A 22,790-nucleotide genomic window follows, 5' to 3' on the forward strand; every position below is an offset into this window, starting at 1 on the left:
AGCGATAGCACTTCAATATCAAATCCGTGCCGTCGTCATACGCTGAAACAAGCGGCCGGCGCACGCTAACAAGGTGGTTTGGGGTTGTCCATAGGGGGTTTTGAAAGTTGTGAATCAGCCAGGGTAAATCACTCAGTAGCCATGCACGTCACGGGTCTTCTGGTACTGGTGGTAGTCGATCCACTCGACCACGTCATAGGGCAGATAAAGCTGCGTTGTGGCCCGGGAAATGGCGATATACACCGCGCACAGGCGCTGATCGAACGCATAGGCGTCCTTGAATTTCACATTGGTCAACAGCTCAGGCGTGAGCAACACCCGATCGAATTCCATGCCGCCAGCGTCGTGGGCCAGCATCAATAAACAGCGCTCGCCCGGATGGCCGCTGAGCCTGCTCAAGCGGGTCACGTCGGCAACGTTGAAGCCTTTTTCCAGCTCGGCCTCGACCCACAGGAATGCCTCATCGAACCGGCACGCGTCGCGCACTTGCTGCCAGTCGGCCAGATCGCTGAAAAACGGATGGGGCCCGCGGTCACTGTGCTCGCTGCCATAAAACTCTGGCTTGAACAGCGCGATGACGGTGTCCATGAAGTGCTTGAGGTCCTGCTGCGCTTCGTTGCTGGGAAAGGCACAGGCACAGCGCTCTTCGCTCAGTTGGATGAGCCATTTCATGGTGTCCCAGTGGGACGCGGTCAGCACCACGCAGCCGGGTGGCGGTACAAAGCCCTGGGGATACAGCTCGATACTGACGTCAGCGTCCCGCGCGCCCTCGAAGAGCACCTTGCTTTTCTCCGAATGCTGGCTGATCAGCGGATTGACCAGACGCTCGACATTGCGCCCGGAACGCACGGAGTAGCTCACCTGCGTGTGGCGAACCTCACGGGCGCGTTTGACCATCACCCCGCTGGCCTGTTGATACTCATCGCCCAGGGTAATCAGCACCTGGCGACCGCGTTCGATGATTTGCAGCAAGGGCGCCGGAATGTCCTGGCTCTCGTCAATCAGCACATGGGTATAGCGGTCAGGCACAACACTGCCCGCCAGGCTTGCGCGCTTGATCATCAGCAATGCTTCGAACCCGGTGTGGCTGCTCCAGGCCGCATTCGCCTCCAGGTAGCCCCATAACCGGCTGGAATATTCGACCAACGCCTGGGCATCGACAGAGGACAACGGTTGCTTGAAATGCGGAAGATGCTTGGCCGACAGGCTGTAATCCCAGGAGCGGCAGTAGCTTTCAAGCACCTTGAGGCACACATCCAGCACCGCCTGCCCTTCCAGGCGACGAAAACCGAAGATGTTCAGTTGCTGGGCCAGTGCCTGTTTGCTTGGGACGCGCACTTGCGCATTCACCGGCTGTGGCCTGGGGCCATGCAACAAGGCATGCGCGAACGCCTGGAAGGTATGCCCGGCCTTTCGCTCCCGCGTACCCACCATGCGTGCGCGCAGGGTTTCGAGCTTGGCCGGTGTACGTGCCAGCAGCAGGGTCTTTTCGGGGCGTAAGTGCTCCATCAGCGCCACCAGCAGGTGACTCTTGCCAATGCCGGCGTACCCCTGGACGTGCAGGTCTTCGTTCAGGTTGGCGCGAAAGGTCCTGACCAGCTTGTCCTGCTCGGCACTCAACCAGCGCTCGCGGTGCCTGGGCGTGACCATCTGCTGGCGGAACGGGTTGTTGGCCTTGAGGTGACGAACTTTGTATTCAACGTCCCATTTTCCGTCGGGCAACAGGTAGGTTCGCGCCAGGACTTCATCGGCCAGCAGAAAACGTAACTTCAGGCTCTTGACCACATTCAGGCCGAAGTACAGCTTGCGTGGATCGAACAGCCGTTGCGCTTCCGACAGCAAGCTGACAGTGGCTGAATGCCTGGCATCCACCGCCCAGCCGATGAGCTTGGCCAACACCCGTTCAGCGCCCACCGCGCTCAATTCGTTTTCCGGCATTTGCGCCAGATTCTGGATCACCAGCACTGCTGCCAGCTCTGGCTCGCTCAGGGCTACGAGCGCATTAGCAGCGTCGGCGCCCAACAAACCCGCACAGGTTTCATCCGTGATCGGCAGGAATACAGGGCTGGATAGATCAAAATGTTCCGAATGCATACAGCCTCATAGCCAGGGGAGAAACGCTTGGGAGTATGCCACTCGCGGTGAAATGGCCGTCATGAACTGTGCAACAAGCGTCACAGATGATTGGCTGGGGATATGGATTCAGAGAAAGGTACTACAGGAAGGAGCGTTATGGAGGCAACCCCACCAGCCACACCCCGGCACACAATGTTCCCGCTGTGGCTGCTGCCTTCCGGCTCTGACCAGGTTCACGGGTAATCGTTGCGGGGGGACCGATGGGGTCACCATAACGACGCTCGCCTCTCGGCAAGCGGGGCCATTGTACCGATCTGATCGGAAGTTACAACCGTAAAAAATGAGAAGCTTCAAGTACTTGCCATGGCCGTCAACCACACTGCTATCCAATGTGGGAGGGGGCTTGCTCCCGATGGCGGTGGGTCAGCCACTGATGAGTAGACTGACACTCCGTCATCGGGAGCAAGCCCCCTCCCACAATGGCTGATCATTGTGCCTGCAGGACCTCATCCGCCCGGCCGCCCTCTTCCTGGATCACCAGGTGGATGAAGTGCAGCTTGGCGATTACCGCTGGCGGCAGCACGAAGGGGTAAAAGTCCGGCTGGCCCATGCTGCGCGACAATTCGTTGAGCATGCCGGCCAGTTCGATCCAGGCGTTGACGAAGGAGAGGAACGCCGCACCGCCAGGGTGCTCGGGGTCGTACAGCGTGGTCAGGGGAAACGGTTGGTAATCCAGGTCCATCTCGCGGGCGCTCATGCCGAAGCCCAAGGCGGTGTCGACCGCGTCCATCATGTGCAGGTAATGCGCCCAGGTTTCGGCCCAATCTTCCCAAGGATGCATGGTCGCGTAGGCGCTGACGCAGTTTTGCTGCCAGTCCGGACGTGGCCCGTTCTGGTAGTGCTGGTCGAGCGCATCGGCATAACTGGCGCGTTCGTCGCCGAACAGCCTGCGAAACGGCTCAAGCCAGTGGCTGCCTGCGATCAGGCGATCCCAGTAATAATGGCCGACCTCATGGCGAAAGTGCCCGAGCAACGTGCGGTAGGGCTCGCGCATCTGCACGCGGATCTTTTCCCGATGGGCGTCGTCGGCTTCCTTGATATCGAGGGTGATCAGGCCGTTGGCGTGACCGGTGGTGGGCGCATTGCCTTGCAGGTCGACGCCGACGAAGTCGAACGCCAGGCCGGTGTCTTCGTCGACGCGTTTGGGCACCACCTGCAGGCCCAGGCTGATCAGTTGCGCCACTAATCGACGCTTGGCGGTTTCCACCTTGCGCCAGCGTTCGGGATTTTCCGGCACGGACAAGTCGGGGATGGTGCGGTTCAGGCTACAGGCCACGCATAAGGGAAAGGTGCTGTGCGCCGGGACCAGCCAGTTGCAGGCGGCCGGGGTCTCGAGGTTGGCGCAACGACGAAAGGCGCCGGCGTCGAGGTTGTCGTCCATCAGCCAGGTGTCGACTGCGGGGCCGGGCTGCAGTGAGGACAGGCGACTTTGCCAAGGGTGATAGCCCAGCAGCGCCGAGCAGGCCAGGCACTGGCTGTTGCGAAAGAACAACGACTGGCCGCAGCGGCATTGCCATACCTTGCTGTTACGCGAAGATCCGGCCATGAACGGTGCAGCGATACGCGAGCTGAGCTGGTCGAAGTAGCGGAACATGGCGATCTTTCCCTGGGGGCTGACTGAGACTAGATCATTTCCCTCGCAGGATCGTTCCCACGCTCCGCGTGGGAATGCATACGGTGACGCTCTGCGTCATGCCTTGGAAGAGCAGACGCGGAGCGTCCGGGGTGGCATTCCCACGCGGAGCGTGGGAACGATCGTCATACGGGTATGTTGTGCTTGGCCAGGAACGCGACGAAGGCCTCCTCGTCCAGCACTTTAAGCCCCAGTTCGCTGGCTTTGGCCAACTTGGAACCAGCGCCGGGCCCGGCCACCACGCAATGGGTCTTGGCCGAAACGGAACCGGCCACCTTGGCGCCGAGGCTTTCCAGCTTGTCCTTGGCCACGTCGCGGCTCATCAACTCCAGGGAGCCGGTGAGCACCCAGGTATGCCCGGCTTCCGGCAGGCCTTCGACGACCTTTTTCTCGCTCTGCCAGTGCATGCCGAAGTCTTTGAGCTGCTGCTCGATGGCCAGGGCACGGCGGGCATTGTCCGGATTGTCGAAGAACTCACGTACGGCCTTGGCCTGCTTCTCGGGCAGGGCCTGGCGCATGTCCAGCCAGTCGGCCTTGATCACGCCTTCGAGGCTGCCGAACTTGTCCGCCAGTTTCTGCGCCGCGCCCGGCCCCACAGAGGGCACGTGCAGCTTGTCGAGCAGACCGCCCAGAGTGGTGCTGGCGGCGAATTCGGCGCTCAGGTCGCCCTGCTCCTGCAATTGCAGGGCGCATTCATCGGGCGAGAGCAGCGCGCCGATCACGTCCTGGTTATGGCTGTCTTCAAAGAAGCTATGGATCTCGTACGCCACTTCCAGGCCCACGTCCGGCAAGTACGTGAGTACCTCCGGCAACGCCTTCTGCACGCGCTCGAGGGAGGCCAGGGAGCGCGCCAGCACCTTGGCGGTCTCCTCGCCCACATCGGGAATACCCAGGGCGTAGATAAACCGCGCCAGGGTCGGCGTCTTGCTGTTTTCGATGGCGGCGATCAGCTTCTTGCTGGAAATATCGGCGAAACCCTCCAGGTCGATGATCTGCTCGTACTTGAGCTTGTAGAGGTCGGCGGGCGAGCCGATGAGTTTTTCATCCACCAGTTGCTCGATGGTCTTGTCGCCCAGGCCGTCGATGTCCATGGCGCGGCGCGAGACGAAATGAATGATCGCCTGCTTGAGCTGCGCGCCACAGGCCAGGCGCCCGACGCAGCGGTACACCGCGCCTTCGCTGACGGTTTCCTTGCCCTTGCTGCGCTTGACCAGCTGCGTGCGCTCCACATGGGAGCCGCATACCGGGCAGTGCTCGGGGATCTGCACGGCGCGGGCGTGCTCCGGGCGACGCTCGGCCACCACCGACACCACCTGCGGGATCACATCCCCAGCGCGGCGGATGATCACCGTGTCGCCGATCATCAGGCCCAGGCGCGCCACTTCGTCCATGTTGTGCAGGGTGGCGTTGGACACGGTCACGCCCGCGACCTTGACCGGCTTCAAACGCGCCACGGGCGTGACGGCACCGGTGCGGCCGACCTGGAATTCCACGTCGAGCAACTCGGTCAGCTCTTCCATGGCCGGGAATTTATGCGCAATGGCCCAGCGCGGCTCGCGGGCGCGGAAGCCCAGTTCACGCTGGGAGGCGATGCTGTTGACCTTGAACACCACGCCGTCGATTTCATACGACAGGCTGTTGCGCCGCGCGCCGATGTCGCGGTAGTAGTCCAGGCATTCCTGAATGCCCTTGGCCAGTTTCAGTTCATGACTGATCGGCATGCCCCACTTCTGCAACTGCTTGAGGTTACCGATATGGGTGTCACTGATATCCGCCGTCACTTGGCCGATGCCATAGCAGCAGAATTCCAGCGGGCGGCTGGCGGTGATCTTCGAATCCAGTTGGCGCAGGCTGCCGGCGGCCGCATTGCGCGGGTTGGCGAAGGTTTTGCCGCCAACCTCCAGTTGCGAGGCGTTCAGGCGTTCGAACCCGGCCTTGGACATGAACACTTCACCGCGCACCTCCAGGGTGGCCGGCCAGCCGCTGCCGTGCAGCTTCAACGGGATGTTACGCACGGTGCGCACATTGACGCTGATGTCTTCGCCGGTGGTGCCATCGCCTCGGGTCGCGCCGCGGACCAACTCGCCATCCTGATACAGCAGGCTGACCGCCAGGCCGTCCAGCTTCGGCTCGCAGCTGTATTCGACGCTGGCGAACAGGTCACCGGCCGGCAGGTCCAGGCCCTCGGTCACCCGTCGATCGAATTCGAGCATGGTCGCTTCATCGAAGGCGTTGCCCAGGCTGAGCATCGGGATCTCATGCCTGACTTGGGTGAACGCCGACAGCGCCGCACTGCCGACCCGCTGCGTCGGTGAATCACGCGTCACCAGCTCCGGATGCTCGGCCTCCAGGGCCTTGAGCTCATGGAACAAGCGGTCGTACTCGACGTCCGGAATGCTCGGCTCGTCGAGGACGTGGTAGCGGTAGTTGTGCTGATCCAGTTCAGCGCGCAGTTCGAGGATGCGGGTATGGGCGGCGGTCATGGGTGTTCTCTCATAAAGCAAAAGAGCAGCCGAAGCTGCTCAATATGTTAGTGCGCTTATTCTACTGACAACGCCGAAGCGCAATCCTCAGCGTTTCTGTGTCAGGGCGCGACGCTCGAACTCGACGATGCGCTGACGGTAATGCTCGATGGTCTGGGCGGTGAGCACGCTGCGTTGGTCGTCCTTGAGCTCGCCGTTCAGTTCCTGGGACAGCTTGCGCGCTGCAGCCACCATCACATCGAACGCTTGTTTCGGGTGACGCGGGCCTGGCAGGCCAAGGAAGAAACTGACCGCCGGGGTGCTGAACAGGTCGATATCGTCCAGGTCGAACGTGCCCGGCTTGACCGCGTTGGCCATGGAGAACAGCACTTCGCCGTTACCCGCCATGCTTTCGTGACGGTGGAAAATATCCATCTCGCCAAAGCGCAGGCCGCTTTCAAGGATATTCTGCAACAGCGCCGGGCCTTTGAAGCCACCGGCATCGCGGCAGATCACACTGATCACCAGCACTTCTTCGGCGGCCGGCTGATCGTTGACCGATTGGCGCGGGGCGTTCTTGCCGGCGTTTTCATCCGGGAAGTCATCGTCGCGGCTGCTGAAGCTCGGGCCTTCGTCGACATCGAGGTTCAAGTCGCCCTGATGCGGCTCGGCCACGCCAGCACTGCCGCGCTTGCCCCGCTTGGACGACGGCTCACGAGCCTCACGCACCGGCGCGCTCATCGACGGCAGGTCGTGCTCGTCCAGTTGCGGTTCCTTGTGGGTGTCCAGCACACGGGGAGGACCCAGCAACTCGGCGCTGCCGTCGTCGTCGGGCAAGTTGGACAGGTTTCGGTCCAGGCGAAATTTAAGCTTGCCCTTGCCACCGCGCATGCGGCGCCAGCCATCAAAAAGAATACCGGCAATGACAATGATGCCGATGACGATCAGCCACTCGCGCAGACCGATTTCCATGTAATCCCGTGCCTCTATAAAAAATGCTGAAAAATAAGGGGTTTAGCACCGTGCAAACCGCTTTAAAACGTGGCGCCAACTCTATGTTCTGACTGACGTTTTGCCCACGCATACGAAAAATTGACATTAAACTAGCACGACCAAAGATAACTTTACACCGTCTGTCAAAATGCCTTGAACAAATATGTCCATTTGCCACTTTTGCCAAACCGGTAAATCGCCCTACGGCGTGCCGTAAAAATTCCTTCCTGCCTTACCTCAGGATTCCACCATCTTCATCGCTTCTTCCACATCCACCGCCACCAAACGCGAACAGCCTGGCTCGTGCATCGTCACGCCCATCAACTGATCGGCCATTTCCATGGCGATCTTGTTGTGGGTGATATAGATGAACTGCACGGTCTGGGACATCTCCTTGACCAGCCGAGCGTAGCGTCCAACGTTAGCGTCATCCAGCGGTGCGTCAACTTCGTCGAGCATGCAGAACGGTGCCGGGTTCAGCTTGAAAATGGCAAATACCAGCGCCAGCGCCGTCAGGGCCTTTTCTCCGCCGGACAACAAATGGATGGTGCTGTTCTTCTTGCCCGGAGGCCGCGCCATGATCGTTACCCCTGTATCGAGTAGATCTTCGCCCGTCAGTTCCAAGTAGGCGCTGCCACCACCGAAAACTTTTGGGAATAACGCCTGTAAACCGCCATTAATCTGATCAAAGGTATCCTTGAAGCGGTTGCGGGTCTCCTTGTCGATCTTGCGGATCACGTTTTCCAGGGTGTCGAGGGCTTCGACCAGGTCGGCGTCCTGGGCATCCAGATAACGCTTGCGCTCGGACTGCTGCTGGTACTCATCGATGGCCGCGAGGTTGATCGCACCGAGTCGCTGGATACGCGCGGCAATCCGCTCAAGTTCTTCTTCGGCGTCTTTTTCGTTGGCCTGGGCGGTCAGTGTGTTGAGTACGCCGTGCAGGTCATAACCGTCTTCGAGCAGTTGATCCTGCAAGGTCTTGCGGCGCACGGTCAGGGCTTGCCATTCCATCCGCTGTTGTTCGAGTTGGCCGCGAATCAACTGGGACTGCTGCTCGGCCACGGTGCGGCGCTTTTCGGCGTCGCGCAGTTCGCGGTCGGCGTCTTCCAGGGCGATCTGCGCGGTCTTGAGTTCTTCGTCGACGCTCATGCGCTTGTCGAGCAGTTCTTCAAGCTTGAGGCGCAGCTCTTCAAGGGGCGCTTCGCCCTCCTCCAGGTTGAGGCTCAGTTGCTCGCGCTTTTCGGTGAGGCGTTCCGATTGCATCTCCAGGCGCTCGAGGGCCTGGCGCGTGGAATCATGTTGGGCGCGCAACGAGCCCAGGCGCACCGCCAACTGGTGGGCGTGGTCTTTGTGCTGACGGGCCTCCTGGCGTACGCGGTCAAGGCGTTCACGCAGGCTGTCGCGCTGGGCCAGCAGCAGTTCGCGCTGCTCGGTGTCCAGGGCCATGCTGTCGAGGGCTTCCTGCAGGTGCAGGCGCGCTTCGCCGACCTGTTCATGCTCCAGGGCGCGCTGTTCGCCCATCTCGGCGACTTCTTCGTCAAGGCGGGTGCGGCGCAGGGTCAGCTGTTCGACCTTGGCCTTGCTCGCCGACAGCTGGGCTTTGAGTTCGCCTTGCTGGCGCGCCTCATCCTGCAACAGGCGGCGCAGGTGTTCGCGGCCGGTCTCTTGCTGGCGCTGGGTGGCGCGCAGAGTTTGCAGTTCGGTTTCAAGGCTTTCCAGGGTGGCTTCGCGCTCTTCACGCTCGGCACTCAGGTTGACGATTTCCTGGCCACGGGCCAATACGCCGCTTTCAGCTTCGCTGGCACGGCGCACGCGCAGGAAGTGCCGGCCGACCCAGTAACCGTCACGGCTGATCAGGCTTTCGCCGGCCGCTAACTGGCCGCGTTGGGCCAAAGCCTGCTCAAGGGTTTCCACAGGTTTGACCTGACCCAGCCACGGCGACAGGTCAATCGCCGCCTCGACCTTGTCCAGCAGGCTGCCCGGCACGCGCGTGCCATCGGCGGCTGGGCTGAGCAGGCGCAAGTCACCCTGGGCGAAACCGGCCAGGTCGAAGCCGCCAAAATCATCCACCAGCACCGCTTGCAGGTCGGCGCCCAACACGGTTTCCACCGCCAGCTCCCAACCGGCTTCTACTTTCAAACCTTCGGCCAGGCGCGGGCGTTCGGCCAGGTGCTGGTCGCGCAGCCATTCGGCGGTGCCGGTGCCAGGGTCCAGCGCGGCTTGCTGCAAGGCTTCGAGCGATGCCAGCCGCCCATTGAGCCGCTGCAAATCGCCCTGGGCCTGCTGCTGCGCCTGGGTTGCGGTGTGCAGTTGCTGGCGCAATTGCTCCAGGCGTTCCACTTGCTGCGCTTCGCTGGCTTCGAGCTCTTCCAGGGTCATTTCGCTTTCGGCCAGTTGCTCGCTCAACTGCCGGATCGCCGCGTCTTCCGGGTCGGCGGCGAGCAACACGCGCTCTTCCTGCAGACGGCGCTGACGCTCGGCCAAACGCTCCATGCTGGTTTCCAGTTGCTGGATACGCGACTGCTGCACCTCGGCCTGGCGCCGCGGTTCGGCGGATTTGAGGTTGAACGTGTCCCACTGCTCCTGCCAGCCGTGCATGCTGGTTTCGGCCTCTTCCAACGCCGCCGCTGCTTCTTCGGCGGCGGCGCTGGTGATTTCCTGCTCGGGGGTGAGCATGTCCAACTCTTCGCCCAGGGTCAGCAGCAAGGTACGGTCGTGGCCCAGGTGCGATTCGGTCTCCAGGCGTGCGCGTTCGGCTTCCTTCAGATCGTCCTGCAACTGGCGCAGACGCTGCTGGCCGTGCTGGATGCTCTGTTCGACCCGGGCAATATCGCCGCCCACCGAATAGAAGCGCCCCTGCACCAGATTGAAGCGCTCGGACAGCTCATGGTGCCCGTCCCGCAGGCGTTCGATACTGGCGTCGGCGTTGCGCTGCTCGGCCACCAGCGCTTCGAAGCTGACCTCCTGGGTGCCGATGATCGCCTCGCGCTGGCCGACCTGATCGTTCAACGCCTGCCAGCGCAGGGCCGACAGTTGGGCCTTGAGCTGGCGCTCTTCGCCCTTGTATTCCTGATATTTCTCGGCGGCCTGGGCCTGGCGGTGCAGGCGCTCCAGCTGGCGTTCCAGTTCTTCGCGCAGGTCGGTCAGCCGGGCGAGGTTTTCATGGGTGCGGCGGATGCGGTTTTCGGTCTCGCGGCGGCGCTCCTTGTACTTGGAGATGCCGGCCGCTTCCTCGATGAAATTGCGCAGGTCTTCGGGCTTGGCTTCGATCAGCTTGGAGATCATGCCCTGCTCGATGATCGAGTAGCTGCGCGGGCCCAGGCCTGTGCCGAGGAAGATATCGGTGATGTCGCGTCGACGGCATTTGGTGCCGTTGAGGAAGTAACTGTTCTGGCTGTCGCGCGTGACTTTACGGCGGATGGAGATTTCGGCGTAGGCCGCGTACTCGCCGACCAGGGTACCGTCAGAATTGTCGAACACCAGTTCGATGCTGGCCTGGCTCACCGGCTTGCGGCTGGTGGAGCCGTTGAAGATGACGTCGGTCATCGACTCGCCGCGCAGGTTCTTCGCCGAGCTCTCGCCCATCACCCAACGGACGGCGTCGATGATGTTCGACTTGCCGCAGCCATTGGGCCCGACCACCGCCGCCATATTACTGGGGAAGTTCACCGTGGTCGGGTCGACGAAGGATTTGAACCCCGCCAACTTGATGCACTTGAGCCGCACGCTTAGGCGTCCGCCAACGCTGCGATCACCAGCGTGCTGCTGCGCTGGCAGTAAGCCGACAACACCAGCCGGATCTGCGCCAGATTACGGGCCAGCACGGCAGCGAGCAGCTGTTCGAACAGCGTCAGGTACTCGCTCATTTCCGCCTTGCGCTGCTCCAGGGCCAAATAATAAGCACGGTTCATCGCCGGCTGCAGGTTCTCGACGGTTTCCTGCAGATACGGGTTGTTGGCGAAGGGGTACGCGGCGCGCATCACATTGAAGCTTTCTTCGACGAAGGCGCGGATGTCCTGGCGCTCATAGCTGCCCATCAGGCGCTGCTGGATTTGCAGGAAGGGCGCCATGTCGGCCTGGCTCTGCCAGCCTTCGGCGACCGCATTGCCGAGCAGGATGTACATCTCGCCCATCAACGTACACAGGCTCTGCACTTTGTGTGCGCTGAGTTCGGTGACGTGGGCGCCACGGCGCGGCAGGATCGCGATCAAGTGCCGGCGCTCGAGGATCAGCAGGGCTTCGCGCACGGAACCACGGCTGACATTCAGCGCCAGCGTGACTTTCTGTTCCTGGATCCGCTCCCCAGGCTTGAGATCGCCGCGAATGATACGTTCGGCGAGGTGGTGAGCGATTTGCTCGGCGAGACTGTCCGGCGCCTTGAACGTCATGTTTTCCCTTCAAAATCTGCTATCGGTACAAGCGCGGCAGTGTAGCGCATTGGCCCGCTGATGGCGCTACGCCCACGGTGGCGAATTTGGCATGAAACACGCAAGCCTGGAAAGCCACAAGCCCCTGAAAACACCGGTTCCAGAAGACTGAACCATAATTGAATAGGTTGTGACCGCAGTTTCTTGACCCTTAGGTCAGAAAATCATTGACCGAAAAGTCAGACATGACTAGATTCGGCGCAAAGCGGTTAACAACAATAATGAATCTGCGAGGCCTTCCGTGATCCAGTTTTTACTTAACCAGGAACTCCGTAGCGAGCACGCCCTGGACCCCAACCTGACCGTGCTCAACTATTTGCGTGAGCATGTGGGCAAATCCGGCACCAAGGAAGGCTGCGCCAGCGGCGACTGTGGTGCATGCACCGTGGTGGTCGGCGAGTTGCACCGCAACGATCAAGGCGTCGAGCAGATTCGTTATCGCAGCCTCAATTCGTGCCTGACCTTTGTCTCGTCGCTGCACGGCAAGCAACTGATCAGCGTCGAAGACCTCAAGCACCAGGGCCAACTGCACAGCGTGCAACAGGCGATGGTCGAGTGCCACGGTTCACAGTGCGGCTTCTGCACCCCGGGTTTCGTGATGTCGTTGTTTGCCCTGCAAAAGAACAGCGATGCCCCCGACAGCCAGAAAGCCCATGAAGCCCTGGCCGGCAATCTGTGCCGTTGCACCGGCTATCGCCCGATTCTGGCGGCGGCAGAGCAAGCGTGCTGCAACAAGCCTCAGGACCAGTTCGACAGCCGCGCCGCCCAGACCATCGCGCAGCTCAAGGCCATTGCGCCGACGCAAACCGGTGAACTCAACAGTGGTGACAAACGCTGCCTGGTGCCGTTGACCGTCGCCGACCTGGCCGACCTCTACGACGCTTATCCGCAAGCCCGCCTGCTGGCCGGCGGCACCGACCTGGCTCTGGAAGTCACCCAGTTCCATCGCACCCTGCCGGTGATGATCTACGTCGGCAATATCGAAGAAATGAAGCGCATCGAATCCTTCGACGACCGCCTGGAAATCGGCGCCGCCACCGCCCTCTCCGACTGCTACGCCGCGCTGCACCACGCATACCCGGACTTCGGCGAATTGTTGCATCGCTTCGCCTCGCTGCAGATCCGCAACCAGGGCACCCTCGGCGGAAACATCGGCAACGCCTCGCCGATTGGTGATTCGCCGCCGCTGCTGATCGCCCTCGGCGCACAGATTGTGCTGTGCAAGGGCAATACCCGGCGCACCCTGGCGCTGGAAGACTACTTCATCGACTACCGCGTGACCGCCCGCCAGGACAGCGAATTCATCGAGAAAATCATCGTGCCCAAGGGCCACTCACTGTTTCGCGCGTACAAGGTTTCCAAGCGCCTGGACGATGATATTTCCGCCGTGTGCGCCGCCTTCAACCTCAAGCTCGACAACGGTGTTATCAGCGAGGCCCGCGTCGCCTTCGGCGGCATGGCCGCCATCCCCAAGCGTGCCAAGCACTGCGAGACGCAGCTGACGGGCGCCACCTGGAACGCCGCCACCGTGGAGAAAGCCTGCGCCGCCCTGGCCGAGGATTTCACCCCGCTCTCGGACTTCCGCGCCAGCAAGGAATACCGACTGCTCAGCGCGCAGAACCTGTTGCGCAAATACTTCATCGAACTGCAAACGCCGCACATCGAGACTCGGGTGACCGCTTATGTCTAACCATCACGCCGTGGAAAAAACCCAGGCCGAACTGGCCGAACTGTTCGCCCGCGACCTGACCTCCGGGGTCGGCCGCAGCGTCAAGCATGACAGCGCCGCCAAGCATGTCAGCGGTGAGGCGCAGTACATCGACGACCGCCTCGAATTCCCCAACCAGTTGCACCTGTATGCGCGCATGTCCGACCGCGCCCACGCGAAAATCCTCAGCATCGACACCGCGCCCTGCTACGCCTTCGACGGCGTGCGTATCGTGATCACCCACGAAGACGTACCGGGCCTGAAAGACATCGGCCCGCTGATGCCCGGCGATCCGCTGCTGGCCATCGACACCGTGCAGTTCGTCGGCCAGGTGGTACTGGCCGTGGCCGCCCGTGATCTTGAGACCGCCCGCAAAGCGGCCATGGCGGCGGTGATCGAATACCAAGACCTGGAGCCGGTACTGGACGTGGTCGAGGCGTTTCGCAACAAACACTTCGTGCTCGACAGCCACACCCACCAACGCGGTGATTCGGCCGGCGCTTTGGCAACGGCTCAACACCGCATCCAGGGCACGTTGCACATCGGCGGCCAGGAACATTTCTACCTGGAGACCCAGATTTCCTCGGTGATGCCCACCGAAGACGGCGGCATGATCGTCTACTGCTCCACGCAGAACCCCACCGAAGTGCAGAAGCTTGTCGCCGAAGTGCTAGACGTGTCGATGAATAAAATCGTGGTCGACATGCGCCGCATGGGCGGTGGCTTCGGCGGCAAGGAAACCCAGGCCGCCAGCCCCGCCTGCCTGTGCGCGGTGGTGGCGCGCCTCACCGGCCAGCCGACCAAGATGCGCCTGCCGCGGGTCGAAGACATGCTGATGACCGGCAAGCGCCACCCGTTCTACATCGAATACGACGTGGGCTTCGACGACGCCGGTCGTTTGCACGGCATCAACCTGGACCTGGCCGGCAACTGCGGCTGTTCGCCAGACTTGTCCAACTCGATTGTCGACCGCGCGATGTTCCATGCCGATAACGCTTATTACCTGGGCGACGCGACGGTGAACGGCCATCGCTGCAAGACCAACACCGCGTCCAACACCGCCTATCGCGGCTTCGGCGGCCCCCAAGGCATGGTCGCCATAGAGGAAGTGATGGACGCCATCGCCCGCCATCTGGCGCTGGACCCGCTGGCGGTGCGCAAGGCCAATTACTATGGCAAGACCGAACGCAACGTCACCCACTACTACCAGACCGTCGAGCACAACATGCTCGAAGAGATGACCGCCGAGCTTGAGGCCAGCAGCCAATATGCCGAGCGCCGCGAAGCGGTCCGCCTGTACAACGCCCACAGCCCGATCCTGAAAAAAGGTCTGGCGCTGACGCCGGTCAAATTCGGCATTTCGTTTACCGCGAGTTTTCTCAACCAGGCCGGTGCGCTGATCCACATCTACACCGACGGCAGCATTCACCTGAACCATGGCGGTACCGAGATGGGCCAGGGCCTGAATACCAAGGTTGCCCAGGTGGTGGCCGAAGTGTTCCAGGTGGATATCGACCGCGTGCAGATCACCGCCACCAACACCGACAAGGTGCCCAACACCTCGCCGACGGCGGCCTCCAGCGGCGCCGACCTGAACGGCAAGGCCGCGCAGAATGCCGCCGAAACCATCAAGCAGCGCCTGGTGGAATTTGCCGCGCGCAAGTACGACGTCAGCGAGGCGGACGTGGAATTTCGCAACGGTCATGTGCGCGTGCGTGAACAGATCCTGAGCTTCGAGGCGCTGATCCAGCAGGCGTATTTCGCCCAGGTCTCGTTGTCGAGCACCGGCTTCTACAAGACCCCGAAAATCTTCTACGACCGCAGCCAGTCGCGCGGACGGCCGTTCTACTACTTCGCCTTTGGCGCGGCGTGCTGTGAAGTGATCGTCGACACCCTGACCGGCGAATACAAGATGCTGCGCACCGACATCCTGCACGACGTGGGCGCCTCGCTGAACCCGGCCATCGACATCGGCCAGGTGGAAGGCGGCTTTATCCAGGGCATGGGCTGGCTGACCATGGAGGAGCTGGTGTGGAACAACAAGGGCAAGCTCATGACCAACGGCCCGGCCAGCTACAAGATCCCGGCCGTGGCGGACATGCCGCTGGACCTGCGGGTCAAGCTGGTGGAAAACCGCAAGAACCCGGAGGACACGGTGTTCCATTCCAAGGCCGTGGGTGAACCGCCGTTCATGCTCGGGATTGCCTCGTGGTGCGCGATCAAGGATGCGGTGGCGAGCCTGGGTGACTATCGGCATCAACCCAGGATCGACGCGCCGGCCACGCCGGAGCGGGTGTTGTGGGGGTGTGAGCAGATGCGGCAGTTGCAAACAAACGCCACTCAAGCTGCAACCGAGCTGGCTTGATCGTTCCCACGCTCTGCGTGGGAATGCCGGCCTGGACGCTCTGCGTCCGCTCTTGTGACGCAGAGCGTCACGGTATGCATGCCCACGCGGAGCGTGGGAACGATCTAACTGAGGTGACCATGAACAACTGGATCAGCGCCCTCGCCGACCTGCAGAACCAAGGCGAACCCTGCGTGCTCGTCACCATCATCGAGGAGCTTGGCTCCACGCCGCGCAACGCCGGCTCGAAGATGGTGATCAGCGCCGCCCACACCTTCGACACCATCGGCGGCGGGCACCTGGAATACAAGGCGACGCACATCGCCCGCGACATGCTTACCCGTGGCCAGCAGAACACCCATCTGGAGCGCTTCAGCCTCGGCGCGAGCCTGGGCCAGTGCTGTGGCGGCGTGACGGTGCTGCTGTTCGAACCCATGGGCCAAGTGCAGGCGCAGATCGCGGTGTTCGGCGCCGGCCATGTGGGGCGTGCGCTGGTGCCGTTGCTGGCGAGCCTGCCGTGCCGGGTGCGCTGGATCGATTCGCGCGAGCAGGAGTTTCCGTCACACATCCCCCAGGGCGTGCGTAAAATCGTCAGCGAAGAGCCGGTCGACGAAATCGCCGACTTGCCGGCGGGCAGTTACTGCATCGTCATGACCCACAACCACGCACTGGACCTGGAACTGACCGCCGCCCTGCTCAAGCGCAATGACTTCGCCTACTTCGGCCTGATCGGCTCCAAAACCAAACGGGTCAAGTTCGAACATCGCCTGCGCGATCGCGGCTTCGACACCGCGCACCTGCAACGCCTGCGCTGCCCGATGGGCCTCAGCGAAGTGAAAGGCAAATTGCCGGTGGAGATCGCCATCTCCATCGCCGGCGAAATTATCGCCACCTATAACGCCCATTTCGGCCAGCACACCGTCAGCGCCGAACCCATTGCCAAACTGCTGCCGGTATCTCGCCGCAGCCAAGCCAAGAATTGAGATCAGCATGCCTTTGACCCGCAAAGCCTACCGTGCCGCCATCCTGCACAGCATCGCCGACCCCGCCGAGGTCGGCATCGACGCGTCCTATGAATATTTCGAAGACGGCCTGCTGGTGATCGACAACGGCCGGATCAGCGCGCTTGGCCACGCCAGCGACCTGCTGCCGACCCTGCCCGCCGATATCGACGTCACGCACTACCAGGATGCGCTGATCACCCCCGGCCTGATCGACACCCATATCCACCTGCCGCAGACCGGTATGGTCGGCGCCTATGGCGAGCAGTTGCTGGACTGGCTCAACACCTACACCTTCCCGTGTGAAAGCCAGTTCGCCGACAAGGCGCACGCTGACGAAGTGGCGGATATTTTCATCAAGGAACTGCTGCGCAACGGCACCACCACCGCGCTGGTGTTCGGCAGCGTGCACCCGCAGTCGGTGAACGCCTTCTTTGAAGCTGCCGAAAAACTCGACCTGCGCATGATCGCCGGCAAAGTGATGATGGACCGCAACGCGCCGGATTATCTGACCGACACGCCGGAATCCGGCTACCAGGAAAGCAAGGCGCTGATCGAGCGCTGGCACGGCAAGGGCCGCCTGCATTATGCGGTTACGCCACGCTTTGCGCCGACCAGCACGCCGGAGCAACTGGCGTTGGCCGGGCAACTGTTGGGGGAGTATCCGGACCTGTATATGCAGACCCACATCAGTGAGAACAAGCAGGAAGTCGAATGGGTGAAGGCATTGTTTCCAGAGCGCAATGGCTATCTGGACGTGTACGACCACTACAAACTGCTCGGCGAACGCTCGGTGTTTGCCCATGGCGTGCACCTGTGCGACGACGAATGCGCGCGGCTGGCAGAAACCGGCTCGGCCGTGGCGTTCTGCCCGACCTCGAACCTGTTCCTCGGCAGTGGCCTGTTCAACCTGCCGATGGCCGAAAAGCACAAATTGAATGTGGGCCTGGGCACCGACGTGGGCGGCGGCACCAGCTTCTCGCTCCTGCAAACCTTGAATGAAGCCTACAAGGTCATGCAGTTGCAGGGCGCGCGGTTGAGCCCATTCAAGTCGCTGTACCTGGCCACCCTTGGCGGTGCGCGCGCGCTGCGGTTGGAAGACAAGATCGGCACCTTGCAACCGGGCACGGATGCGGACTTCCTGGTACTGGACTACAACGCCACGCCGTTGCTGAGCTATCGCTTGAAGCAGGCGAAGAACATTGCCGAGACGTTGTTTGTGCTGATGACGCTGGGGGATGATCGGACGGTGTTGCAGACCTACGCGGCCGGGCAACTGGTGCACCAGCGCTGATTCCAGCCGCAACACAAAACCAATGTGGGAGGGACTTGCGAGGCTAGAGAGCGCCTACGCGACAGGGTGTCATCGCAGGTTGAGCAATAGTTGCTTTCCGTTGATTGCGCTAACCGACTAGCGTCTGACGTCTCTCGTGTCCCCAAAGATCCTTCCTGCGTCTCGTGCAGGAGGTAATCCGAACAGCCGTGCATAATCTCGACTGAATTGCGTTGCGCTTTCGTAGCCAACCTCGAAGGCCGCAGCCATGACACTTTTGGCGCCTGCCACCATCAGCGTTCGCGCGTGAAGCAGGCGCACGCGTTTCTGGTACTGCAACGGGCTCAGATTGGTCACCGCCTTGAAGTGGCGATGAAATGCCGAGACGCTCATCGACGCCCGTTCCGCCAAACGTTCCACCCTGAGGGTCTCGGCAAAGTCACGACGGATCCACTGTATCGCTAGGTTTACTCGCGCCATGGCGGTATCGGGCGCTGCGATTTCCCTGAGCATCCAGCCGTGAGGCCCCTGAAGGACGCGGAAGATGATCTCGCGTTCATAGGCCGGGGCCAGGGCTGCGATGGCATCAGGGTCGCCCATCAGGCGCAGCATTCGCACCCATGCGTCCATCAAGTCAGGTGTGACAGAGGCAACTGAAAAGCCAGGGCGGTTGTCGATGCGCGTAGCAGGTTTGGGCAAGTCAGCGAACAATGTCGACAGGACTGCCGGATCCAGCGTCAGGCTGACAGCCAGATAGGGCTCACCCGTGGCCGCCGGGTGCACCGACCCCACCGCTGGCAAATCGATGGACATGACGAAGTAGGTCGCTGGGTCGTATCGCAGCGTCCGATCTCCAACGGTCATGCTCTTGCTGCCTTGTAGAATCACATTGATCATCGGGTCATAAACCGCAGCAAGCAGGTGCTCAGGAATCTTGCCTTGCACCATGGCCACGCGCGGAATGCCTGTTTCAGTTCGGCGGTTTTCAGCGCCGGTTGCTAGTGATCTGAGTTCGTTCAATGGGTTATTCATCGCTGGCATGCTGAAGGAAGAACAACTCACCCTGCAAGTGAAAAGCAGAAACAGGCAGGTTTGGAGTAGGAACGAATACGAACCGAGGAGCGGTGATCACTACTGTGGAGGCACATTCAAGACATAGAGGAAACGGACATGAGCGTCATCGTGATCACAGGTGGTAGCCGAGGAATTGGTGCCAGTGCCGCCGAGCATATTGCTAAAAAAGGCATGGGCGTCATCTTGACCTATAACGCCAACCCCGAGGCGGCGGCTTCGGTTGTGGAGCGCATCGAGCGAGCAGGTGGGAAAGCCGTAGCGCTCAAGCTTGACGTCTCGGATGTGGGAAGTTTCGAGGCATTTCGTGAAACGGTGGTGATAGCCCTGCGCAAGACGTGGAATGCCACGGGATTAAGTGGTCTGGTCAACAACGCCGGCTATGGCCTGTTCAACCCATTGGCCACCGTCAGCGAGGCGCAATTCGATGGCCTGTTCAATGTGCATCTCAAAGGCCCGTTTTTCCTCACTCAGGCCTTGCTGCCGCTGTTGGCCGAAGGTGCCAGCATCGTCAATTTGACCAGTGCAACTACTCGTGTAGCCACCGCAGGCATTGCACCGTACGCGGCGTTCAAGGGCGGGCTTGAAGTGCTCACACGCTATATGGCCAAAGAGTTTGGCGAGCAACGCATAAGGGTAAATGCCGTGTCACCGGGAGCCATCCGTACCGAGCTGGGTGGGGGCTTGAACGATGAATTCGAAGCGATTCTCGCGGCGCAAACGGCACTCGGCAGGGTTGGCGAGCCGGAAGATGTCGCGCGGGTCATTGCCATGCTGCTGTCCGAGGAGGGCGGCTGGATCAATGCCCAGACCATCGAAGTCGCCGGCGGCTATAACATCTGAATTCGCGAGGGCTAGATCATGCTGGACCCATTGAGCACACTTCTGATCTACGGCGCCACGGGCTATACGGGCCGGATGGCGGCGGAGCGGGCAGCAGCGCTCGGCCTGAATTTTGAAATCGCCGGACGCAGTCCGCAGCGGTTGGCCACTCTGGCTGCGCAACTGAACGTACCCTATCGGGTATTCGATACCGGTGCGGTTATCAAAAGCGATCTTTCCGGCATCTCGGTATTACTTAACTTTGCCGGGCCATTCGCGCAAACGGCAGAGCCGTTGATGCGCGCGTGCATCAACGCCGGGGTCGATTATCTAGACATTACCGCCGAGATTAATGTCTACCGGCTGGCTGAAAGTCTAGGCGTTGAAGCCGCTGCGAATAAGGTCATGCTGTTGCCGGGCGTTGGATGGGACGTCGTTCCTTCTGATTCGCTGGCAGTGCAGGTTGCCAAGCGCGTGGAAAAGCCGCTTACGCTGAGCATCGCGCTTCAGGTTCCAGGCTCGATCTCACGAGGGTCGGCCATGAGCGTCAGCGAGATCATTGGTGCAGGCCTACTGGCCAGGGTCGACGGCGAACTGGTCGCCACCCCTGATGCCAGGCCGCGGTACTTTGACTTCGGTCAGGGACAGGTTCTCTGCGTACCGCTGTCTTTCGGCGATTTGGTCACCGGTTGGCATTCGACTGGCATCCCTAATATTGCAATGTTCGTAAATATCGCGGGCGATGCATTTCCAGAGGGCGATCTGTCGCTATTGCCCGACGGCCCCACGGCAGAGGAGCGGGATGCGCATCGGGCGCGCGCAGTGGTTGAAGTCACGGGGGCCGATGGAACGACCGCAAGGTCTGTGATCGAAACCGTGAACGGCTATACCTATACGCCGTTGGCAGCGGTGGAAGCTGCGCGCCGGGTATTGAACGGTGAGCGGTTACCGGGTTTTACGACACCGGCCGAGGTGTTTGGCGATGCATTTGCACAAAGCATTGCCGGGACAGTGGTCACTGACTTCTAACGGTGGAGCTCCCGCTCAAGAGACCGCCATGCGCGCTCTGGCGGGGGCTGGTGATCTGAATCGCGCAGCGTCCCGCGCCGGTGGCAGGCCAAACAGCCGCGCGTACTCTCGATTGAATTGCGAGGCGCTTTCATAGCCCACTGTATAGGCAATGGACGTCGCGTCCAGCGTATCGAACAGCAGCAACCAGCGAGCCCTGAGCAGGCGCAGGCGCTTCTGGTATTGAATCGGCGTCATGGCTGTCACGGATTTGAAGTGCCGATAAAAGGCGGCGACGCTCATACCCGACATGAGCGCCAGTGGCTCGATGCGAAACGGCTCGGTGTAATGCTCGCGAATCCACTGGGTGACACGACGGATCTGCGTCATCCGTCCATCAGGCCGGGCAACATCGCGAAGAATGCCGCCTAGCGGCCCTTGCAACACGCGGAACAGGATCTCGCGCTCGATCATCGGCGCCAGCACCGCGGCTTCATGCAGACGATCCATAAGCCGCATCATGCGTAGCCAGGCATCAATCATTTCAGCGGGCGCAAGTACGCCTTCGAAACAGGTTTTCTGTGGTGCCCTTGGCGCCTTGCCCTCGTCCATCAGCAACGTCGCGATCACCTCAGGATCCAAAGTCAGGCTCACCGCGAGATAGGGCTGCGCTACTGCATTCGCGTGAATCTGGCCAGTCGCTGGTACGTCGACAGGTACTAAAAAATAACTACCGGCTGTGTACCGAGAAACATCTTCCCCAATCGAAAGCGTTTTAGTGCCTTGGAGCACTAAATGAAGCATTGGCTGATACACCTGGTCTGCACACGCCTCGGCGCGGACCATGGCCACGCGGGGTAGACCGGTTTCGGTCCATTTGTCTTGTGCACGCATCACGATGCGGCACAGTTCTGCGATTGGCTTTTCCATGCAGCCTACCGTGAACCCTCTTCGAAGGCATGGCAAGCCAGTTGAGAAGAATAGGCAAGGACGTGCGAATAACCGGCAAACGCAACGGCCTTTAGTGCCTGGATACTGATGACACACCGTTCGTTGCGTGCAGTCCATCACCCTGCGGCGACGAAGCTTCATCCATTCCACCCAAAAAGGTCATGTCATGAAACTCGAAGGAAAAATAGCGGTTGTCACAGGGGCTTCCAAAGGCATAGGGGCAGGTATTGCCAGAGCGCTGGGTGCACAGGGCGCTACGGTTGTCGTCAACTACGCTTCCAGCAAGGACGATGCCGATGCGGTAGTTGGACAGATCATCGAGCAAGGCGGCTCAGCCTTCGCCGTACAAGCAGACATGAGCCAAGCATGCGATGTCGTCCGTCTGTTCGAAACCGTGCGAACCAAGTTCGGTACGTTGGATGTCCTGGTCAATAACGCCGGTGTCGCAGTGTTCCAGATGATCGATGATTTGACCGAAGATGCCTTTCACAAGCAATTCAACCTGAACGTGCTGGGCTACCTGCTTGCCGTGCGTGAAGCCGTCAAACTCATGGGCTCCAAGGGCAGCATCATCAATATCAGCTCGATCCTCAGCACCGATCCCTACCTGGCTTCAAGCGTGTACTCTGCAACCAAGGGGGCGGTTGATACCCTTACCTTTGCATTGGCCAGGGAGCTGGGACCACGAAGCATCAGAGTCAACTCGATCCTCCCGGGGCATACCAATACTCCCGCCACCGATGGTCATTTTGCCGGTGCACTAGGTGAAAAAATTCTTGCAGGGACGCCGCTGGGTCGCTTCGGAGAGCCGGAAGATATCGCGCCGCTCGCGGTGTTCCTGGCGTCCGAGGACTCGCACTGGGTGACCGGCGAATCTATCCGCGCTTCTGGCGGTGTTCGTGGTGTCGGCTACTGACTGCGGTGGGTAGAGGCTTGAATATAGCGAGCACGTTTCGTTCTG

At 61.0% G+C, this 22,790-nt stretch carries 15 protein-coding genes and 1 other RNA gene; 7 read left to right on the top strand and 9 right to left on the bottom strand.

All coding sequences use genetic code 11. From position 1 onward, the window contains the following. Window positions 1–132: 132 nt before the first annotated feature. The 7 genes from C4J92_RS19180 to C4J92_RS19210 all read right to left on the bottom strand — a co-directional run bounded on the left by C4J92_RS19180 (window position 133) and on the right by C4J92_RS19210 (window position 11,612). Entirely contained in the window at window positions 133–2,094 is a 1,962-nt protein-coding gene (locus C4J92_RS19180) for a hypothetical protein (RefSeq protein WP_124404937.1), read from the bottom strand. 148 nt (window positions 2,095–2,242) lie between these two features. Further along, window positions 2,243–2,339, bottom strand: an RNA gene (gene ffs, locus C4J92_RS19185) — signal recognition particle sRNA small type. A gap of 224 nt (window positions 2,340–2,563) precedes the next feature. Continuing rightward, window positions 2,564–3,730 (bottom strand): putative zinc-binding metallopeptidase, encoded by a 1,167-nt coding sequence (locus tag C4J92_RS19190; protein WP_124404938.1) that lies wholly within the window; start codon window positions 3,728–3,730, stop codon window positions 2,564–2,566. A 164-nt stretch (window positions 3,731–3,894) separates the two neighbouring features. Further along, the gene (ligA, locus tag C4J92_RS19195; RefSeq protein ID WP_124404939.1) at window positions 3,895–6,252 is read right to left on the bottom strand and encodes an NAD-dependent DNA ligase LigA; all 2,358 of its coding nucleotides are present in this window, start codon (window positions 6,250–6,252) and stop codon (window positions 3,895–3,897) included. A gap of 87 nt (window positions 6,253–6,339) precedes the next feature. Next, window positions 6,340–7,203, bottom strand: coding sequence for a cell division protein ZipA (gene zipA, locus C4J92_RS19200; RefSeq protein ID WP_124367939.1), 864 nt, complete (start codon window positions 7,201–7,203; stop codon window positions 6,340–6,342). Between the two features lie 258 nt (window positions 7,204–7,461). Then, window positions 7,462–10,950, bottom strand: a complete 3,489-nt coding sequence (gene smc / locus C4J92_RS19205) for a chromosome segregation protein SMC (RefSeq protein WP_124404940.1) — start codon at window positions 10,948–10,950, stop codon at window positions 7,462–7,464. A 2-nt stretch (window positions 10,951–10,952) separates the two neighbouring features. Continuing rightward, window positions 10,953–11,612 (bottom strand): GntR family transcriptional regulator, encoded by a 660-nt coding sequence (locus C4J92_RS19210; protein ID WP_124404941.1) that lies wholly within the window; start codon window positions 11,610–11,612, stop codon window positions 10,953–10,955. 280 nt (window positions 11,613–11,892) lie between these two features. On the opposite strand from C4J92_RS19210, the gene xdhA reads away from it, so the two are divergent. The 4 genes from xdhA (at window position 11,893) to guaD (ending at window position 17,998) form a co-directional block, all read left to right on the top strand. After that, window positions 11,893–13,341, top strand: coding sequence for a xanthine dehydrogenase small subunit (gene xdhA / locus C4J92_RS19215; RefSeq protein WP_124404942.1), 1,449 nt, complete (start codon window positions 11,893–11,895; stop codon window positions 13,339–13,341). Continuing rightward, entirely contained in the window at window positions 13,334–15,724 is a 2,391-nt protein-coding gene (gene xdhB / locus C4J92_RS19220) for a xanthine dehydrogenase molybdopterin binding subunit (RefSeq protein ID WP_124404943.1), read from the top strand. The genes xdhA and xdhB overlap by 8 nt, the downstream gene beginning before the upstream one ends. 119 nt (window positions 15,725–15,843) lie before the next feature. After that, window positions 15,844–16,686, top strand: a complete 843-nt coding sequence (xdhC, locus tag C4J92_RS19225; protein WP_124404944.1) for a xanthine dehydrogenase accessory protein XdhC — start codon at window positions 15,844–15,846, stop codon at window positions 16,684–16,686. Window positions 16,687–16,693: 7 nt separating this feature from the next. After that, window positions 16,694–17,998 carry a guanine deaminase gene (gene guaD / locus C4J92_RS19230; protein ID WP_124404945.1) on the top strand — a complete coding sequence of 435 codons (1,305 nt, stop codon included), beginning with the start codon at window positions 16,694–16,696 and terminating at the stop codon, window positions 17,996–17,998. A 117-nt stretch (window positions 17,999–18,115) separates the two neighbouring features. Here the strand turns inward: guaD and C4J92_RS19235 are convergent, their stop codons facing one another. Then, window positions 18,116–19,009 carry an AraC family transcriptional regulator gene (locus C4J92_RS19235; RefSeq protein WP_124404946.1) on the bottom strand — a complete coding sequence of 298 codons (894 nt, stop codon included), beginning with the start codon at window positions 19,007–19,009 and terminating at the stop codon, window positions 18,116–18,118. A 138-nt stretch (window positions 19,010–19,147) separates the two neighbouring features. Between C4J92_RS19235 and C4J92_RS19240 the strand changes: the two genes are divergently transcribed. Both C4J92_RS19240 and C4J92_RS19245 read left to right on the top strand, forming a co-directional pair. After that, window positions 19,148–19,891: an SDR family NAD(P)-dependent oxidoreductase gene (locus C4J92_RS19240; protein WP_124404947.1), complete on the top strand. Its 744-nt coding sequence runs from the start codon at window positions 19,148–19,150 to the stop codon at window positions 19,889–19,891. 30 nt (window positions 19,892–19,921) lie between these two features. Then, on the top strand, window positions 19,922–20,899 hold the full coding sequence (locus tag C4J92_RS19245; RefSeq protein WP_124405832.1) for a trans-acting enoyl reductase family protein: 978 nt from the start codon (window positions 19,922–19,924) through the stop codon (window positions 20,897–20,899). Between the two features lie 15 nt (window positions 20,900–20,914). Here the strand turns inward: C4J92_RS19245 and C4J92_RS19250 are convergent, their stop codons facing one another. After that, window positions 20,915–21,808 (bottom strand): AraC family transcriptional regulator, encoded by an 894-nt coding sequence (locus tag C4J92_RS19250; RefSeq protein WP_124404948.1) that lies wholly within the window; start codon window positions 21,806–21,808, stop codon window positions 20,915–20,917. Window positions 21,809–21,995: 187 nt separating this feature from the next. On the opposite strand from C4J92_RS19250, the gene C4J92_RS19255 reads away from it, so the two are divergent. Further along, window positions 21,996–22,745 (top strand): glucose 1-dehydrogenase, encoded by a 750-nt coding sequence (locus C4J92_RS19255; RefSeq protein ID WP_124404949.1) that lies wholly within the window; start codon window positions 21,996–21,998, stop codon window positions 22,743–22,745. The last annotated feature ends 45 nt before the right edge of the window (window positions 22,746–22,790 follow it).

Source organism: Pseudomonas sp. R3-18-08 (assembly GCF_003852065.1).
Taxonomy (GTDB): Bacteria; Pseudomonadota; Gammaproteobacteria; order Pseudomonadales; family Pseudomonadaceae; genus Aquipseudomonas.

Excerpts from the sequence above, each read along its gene's own strand:
- C4J92_RS19240 (WP_124404947.1), top strand. The coding sequence starts at position 19,148 with ATGAGCGTCATCGTGATCACAGGTGGTAGCCGAGGAATTGGTGCCAGT.
- C4J92_RS19235 (WP_124404946.1), bottom strand. The coding sequence starts at position 19,009 with ATGAATAACCCATTGAACGAACTCAGATCACTAGCAACCGGCGCTGAA.
- C4J92_RS19210 (WP_124404941.1), bottom strand. The coding sequence starts at position 11,612 with ATGACGTTCAAGGCGCCGGACAGTCTCGCCGAGCAAATCGCTCACCAC.
- C4J92_RS19250 (WP_124404948.1), bottom strand. The coding sequence starts at position 21,808 with ATGGAAAAGCCAATCGCAGAACTGTGCCGCATCGTGATGCGTGCACAA.
- C4J92_RS19180 (WP_124404937.1), bottom strand. The coding sequence starts at position 2,094 with ATGCATTCGGAACATTTTGATCTATCCAGCCCTGTATTCCTGCCGATC.
- C4J92_RS19255 (WP_124404949.1), top strand. The coding sequence starts at position 21,996 with ATGAAACTCGAAGGAAAAATAGCGGTTGTCACAGGGGCTTCCAAAGGC.
- ligA (WP_124404939.1), bottom strand. The coding sequence starts at position 6,252 with ATGACCGCCGCCCATACCCGCATCCTCGAACTGCGCGCTGAACTGGAT.
- C4J92_RS19190 (WP_124404938.1), bottom strand. The coding sequence starts at position 3,730 with ATGTTCCGCTACTTCGACCAGCTCAGCTCGCGTATCGCTGCACCGTTC.
- guaD (WP_124404945.1), top strand. The coding sequence starts at position 16,694 with ATGCCTTTGACCCGCAAAGCCTACCGTGCCGCCATCCTGCACAGCATC.
- xdhB (WP_124404943.1), top strand. The coding sequence starts at position 13,334 with ATGTCTAACCATCACGCCGTGGAAAAAACCCAGGCCGAACTGGCCGAA.
- zipA (WP_124367939.1), bottom strand. The coding sequence starts at position 7,203 with ATGGAAATCGGTCTGCGCGAGTGGCTGATCGTCATCGGCATCATTGTC.
- xdhC (WP_124404944.1), top strand. The coding sequence starts at position 15,844 with ATGAACAACTGGATCAGCGCCCTCGCCGACCTGCAGAACCAAGGCGAA.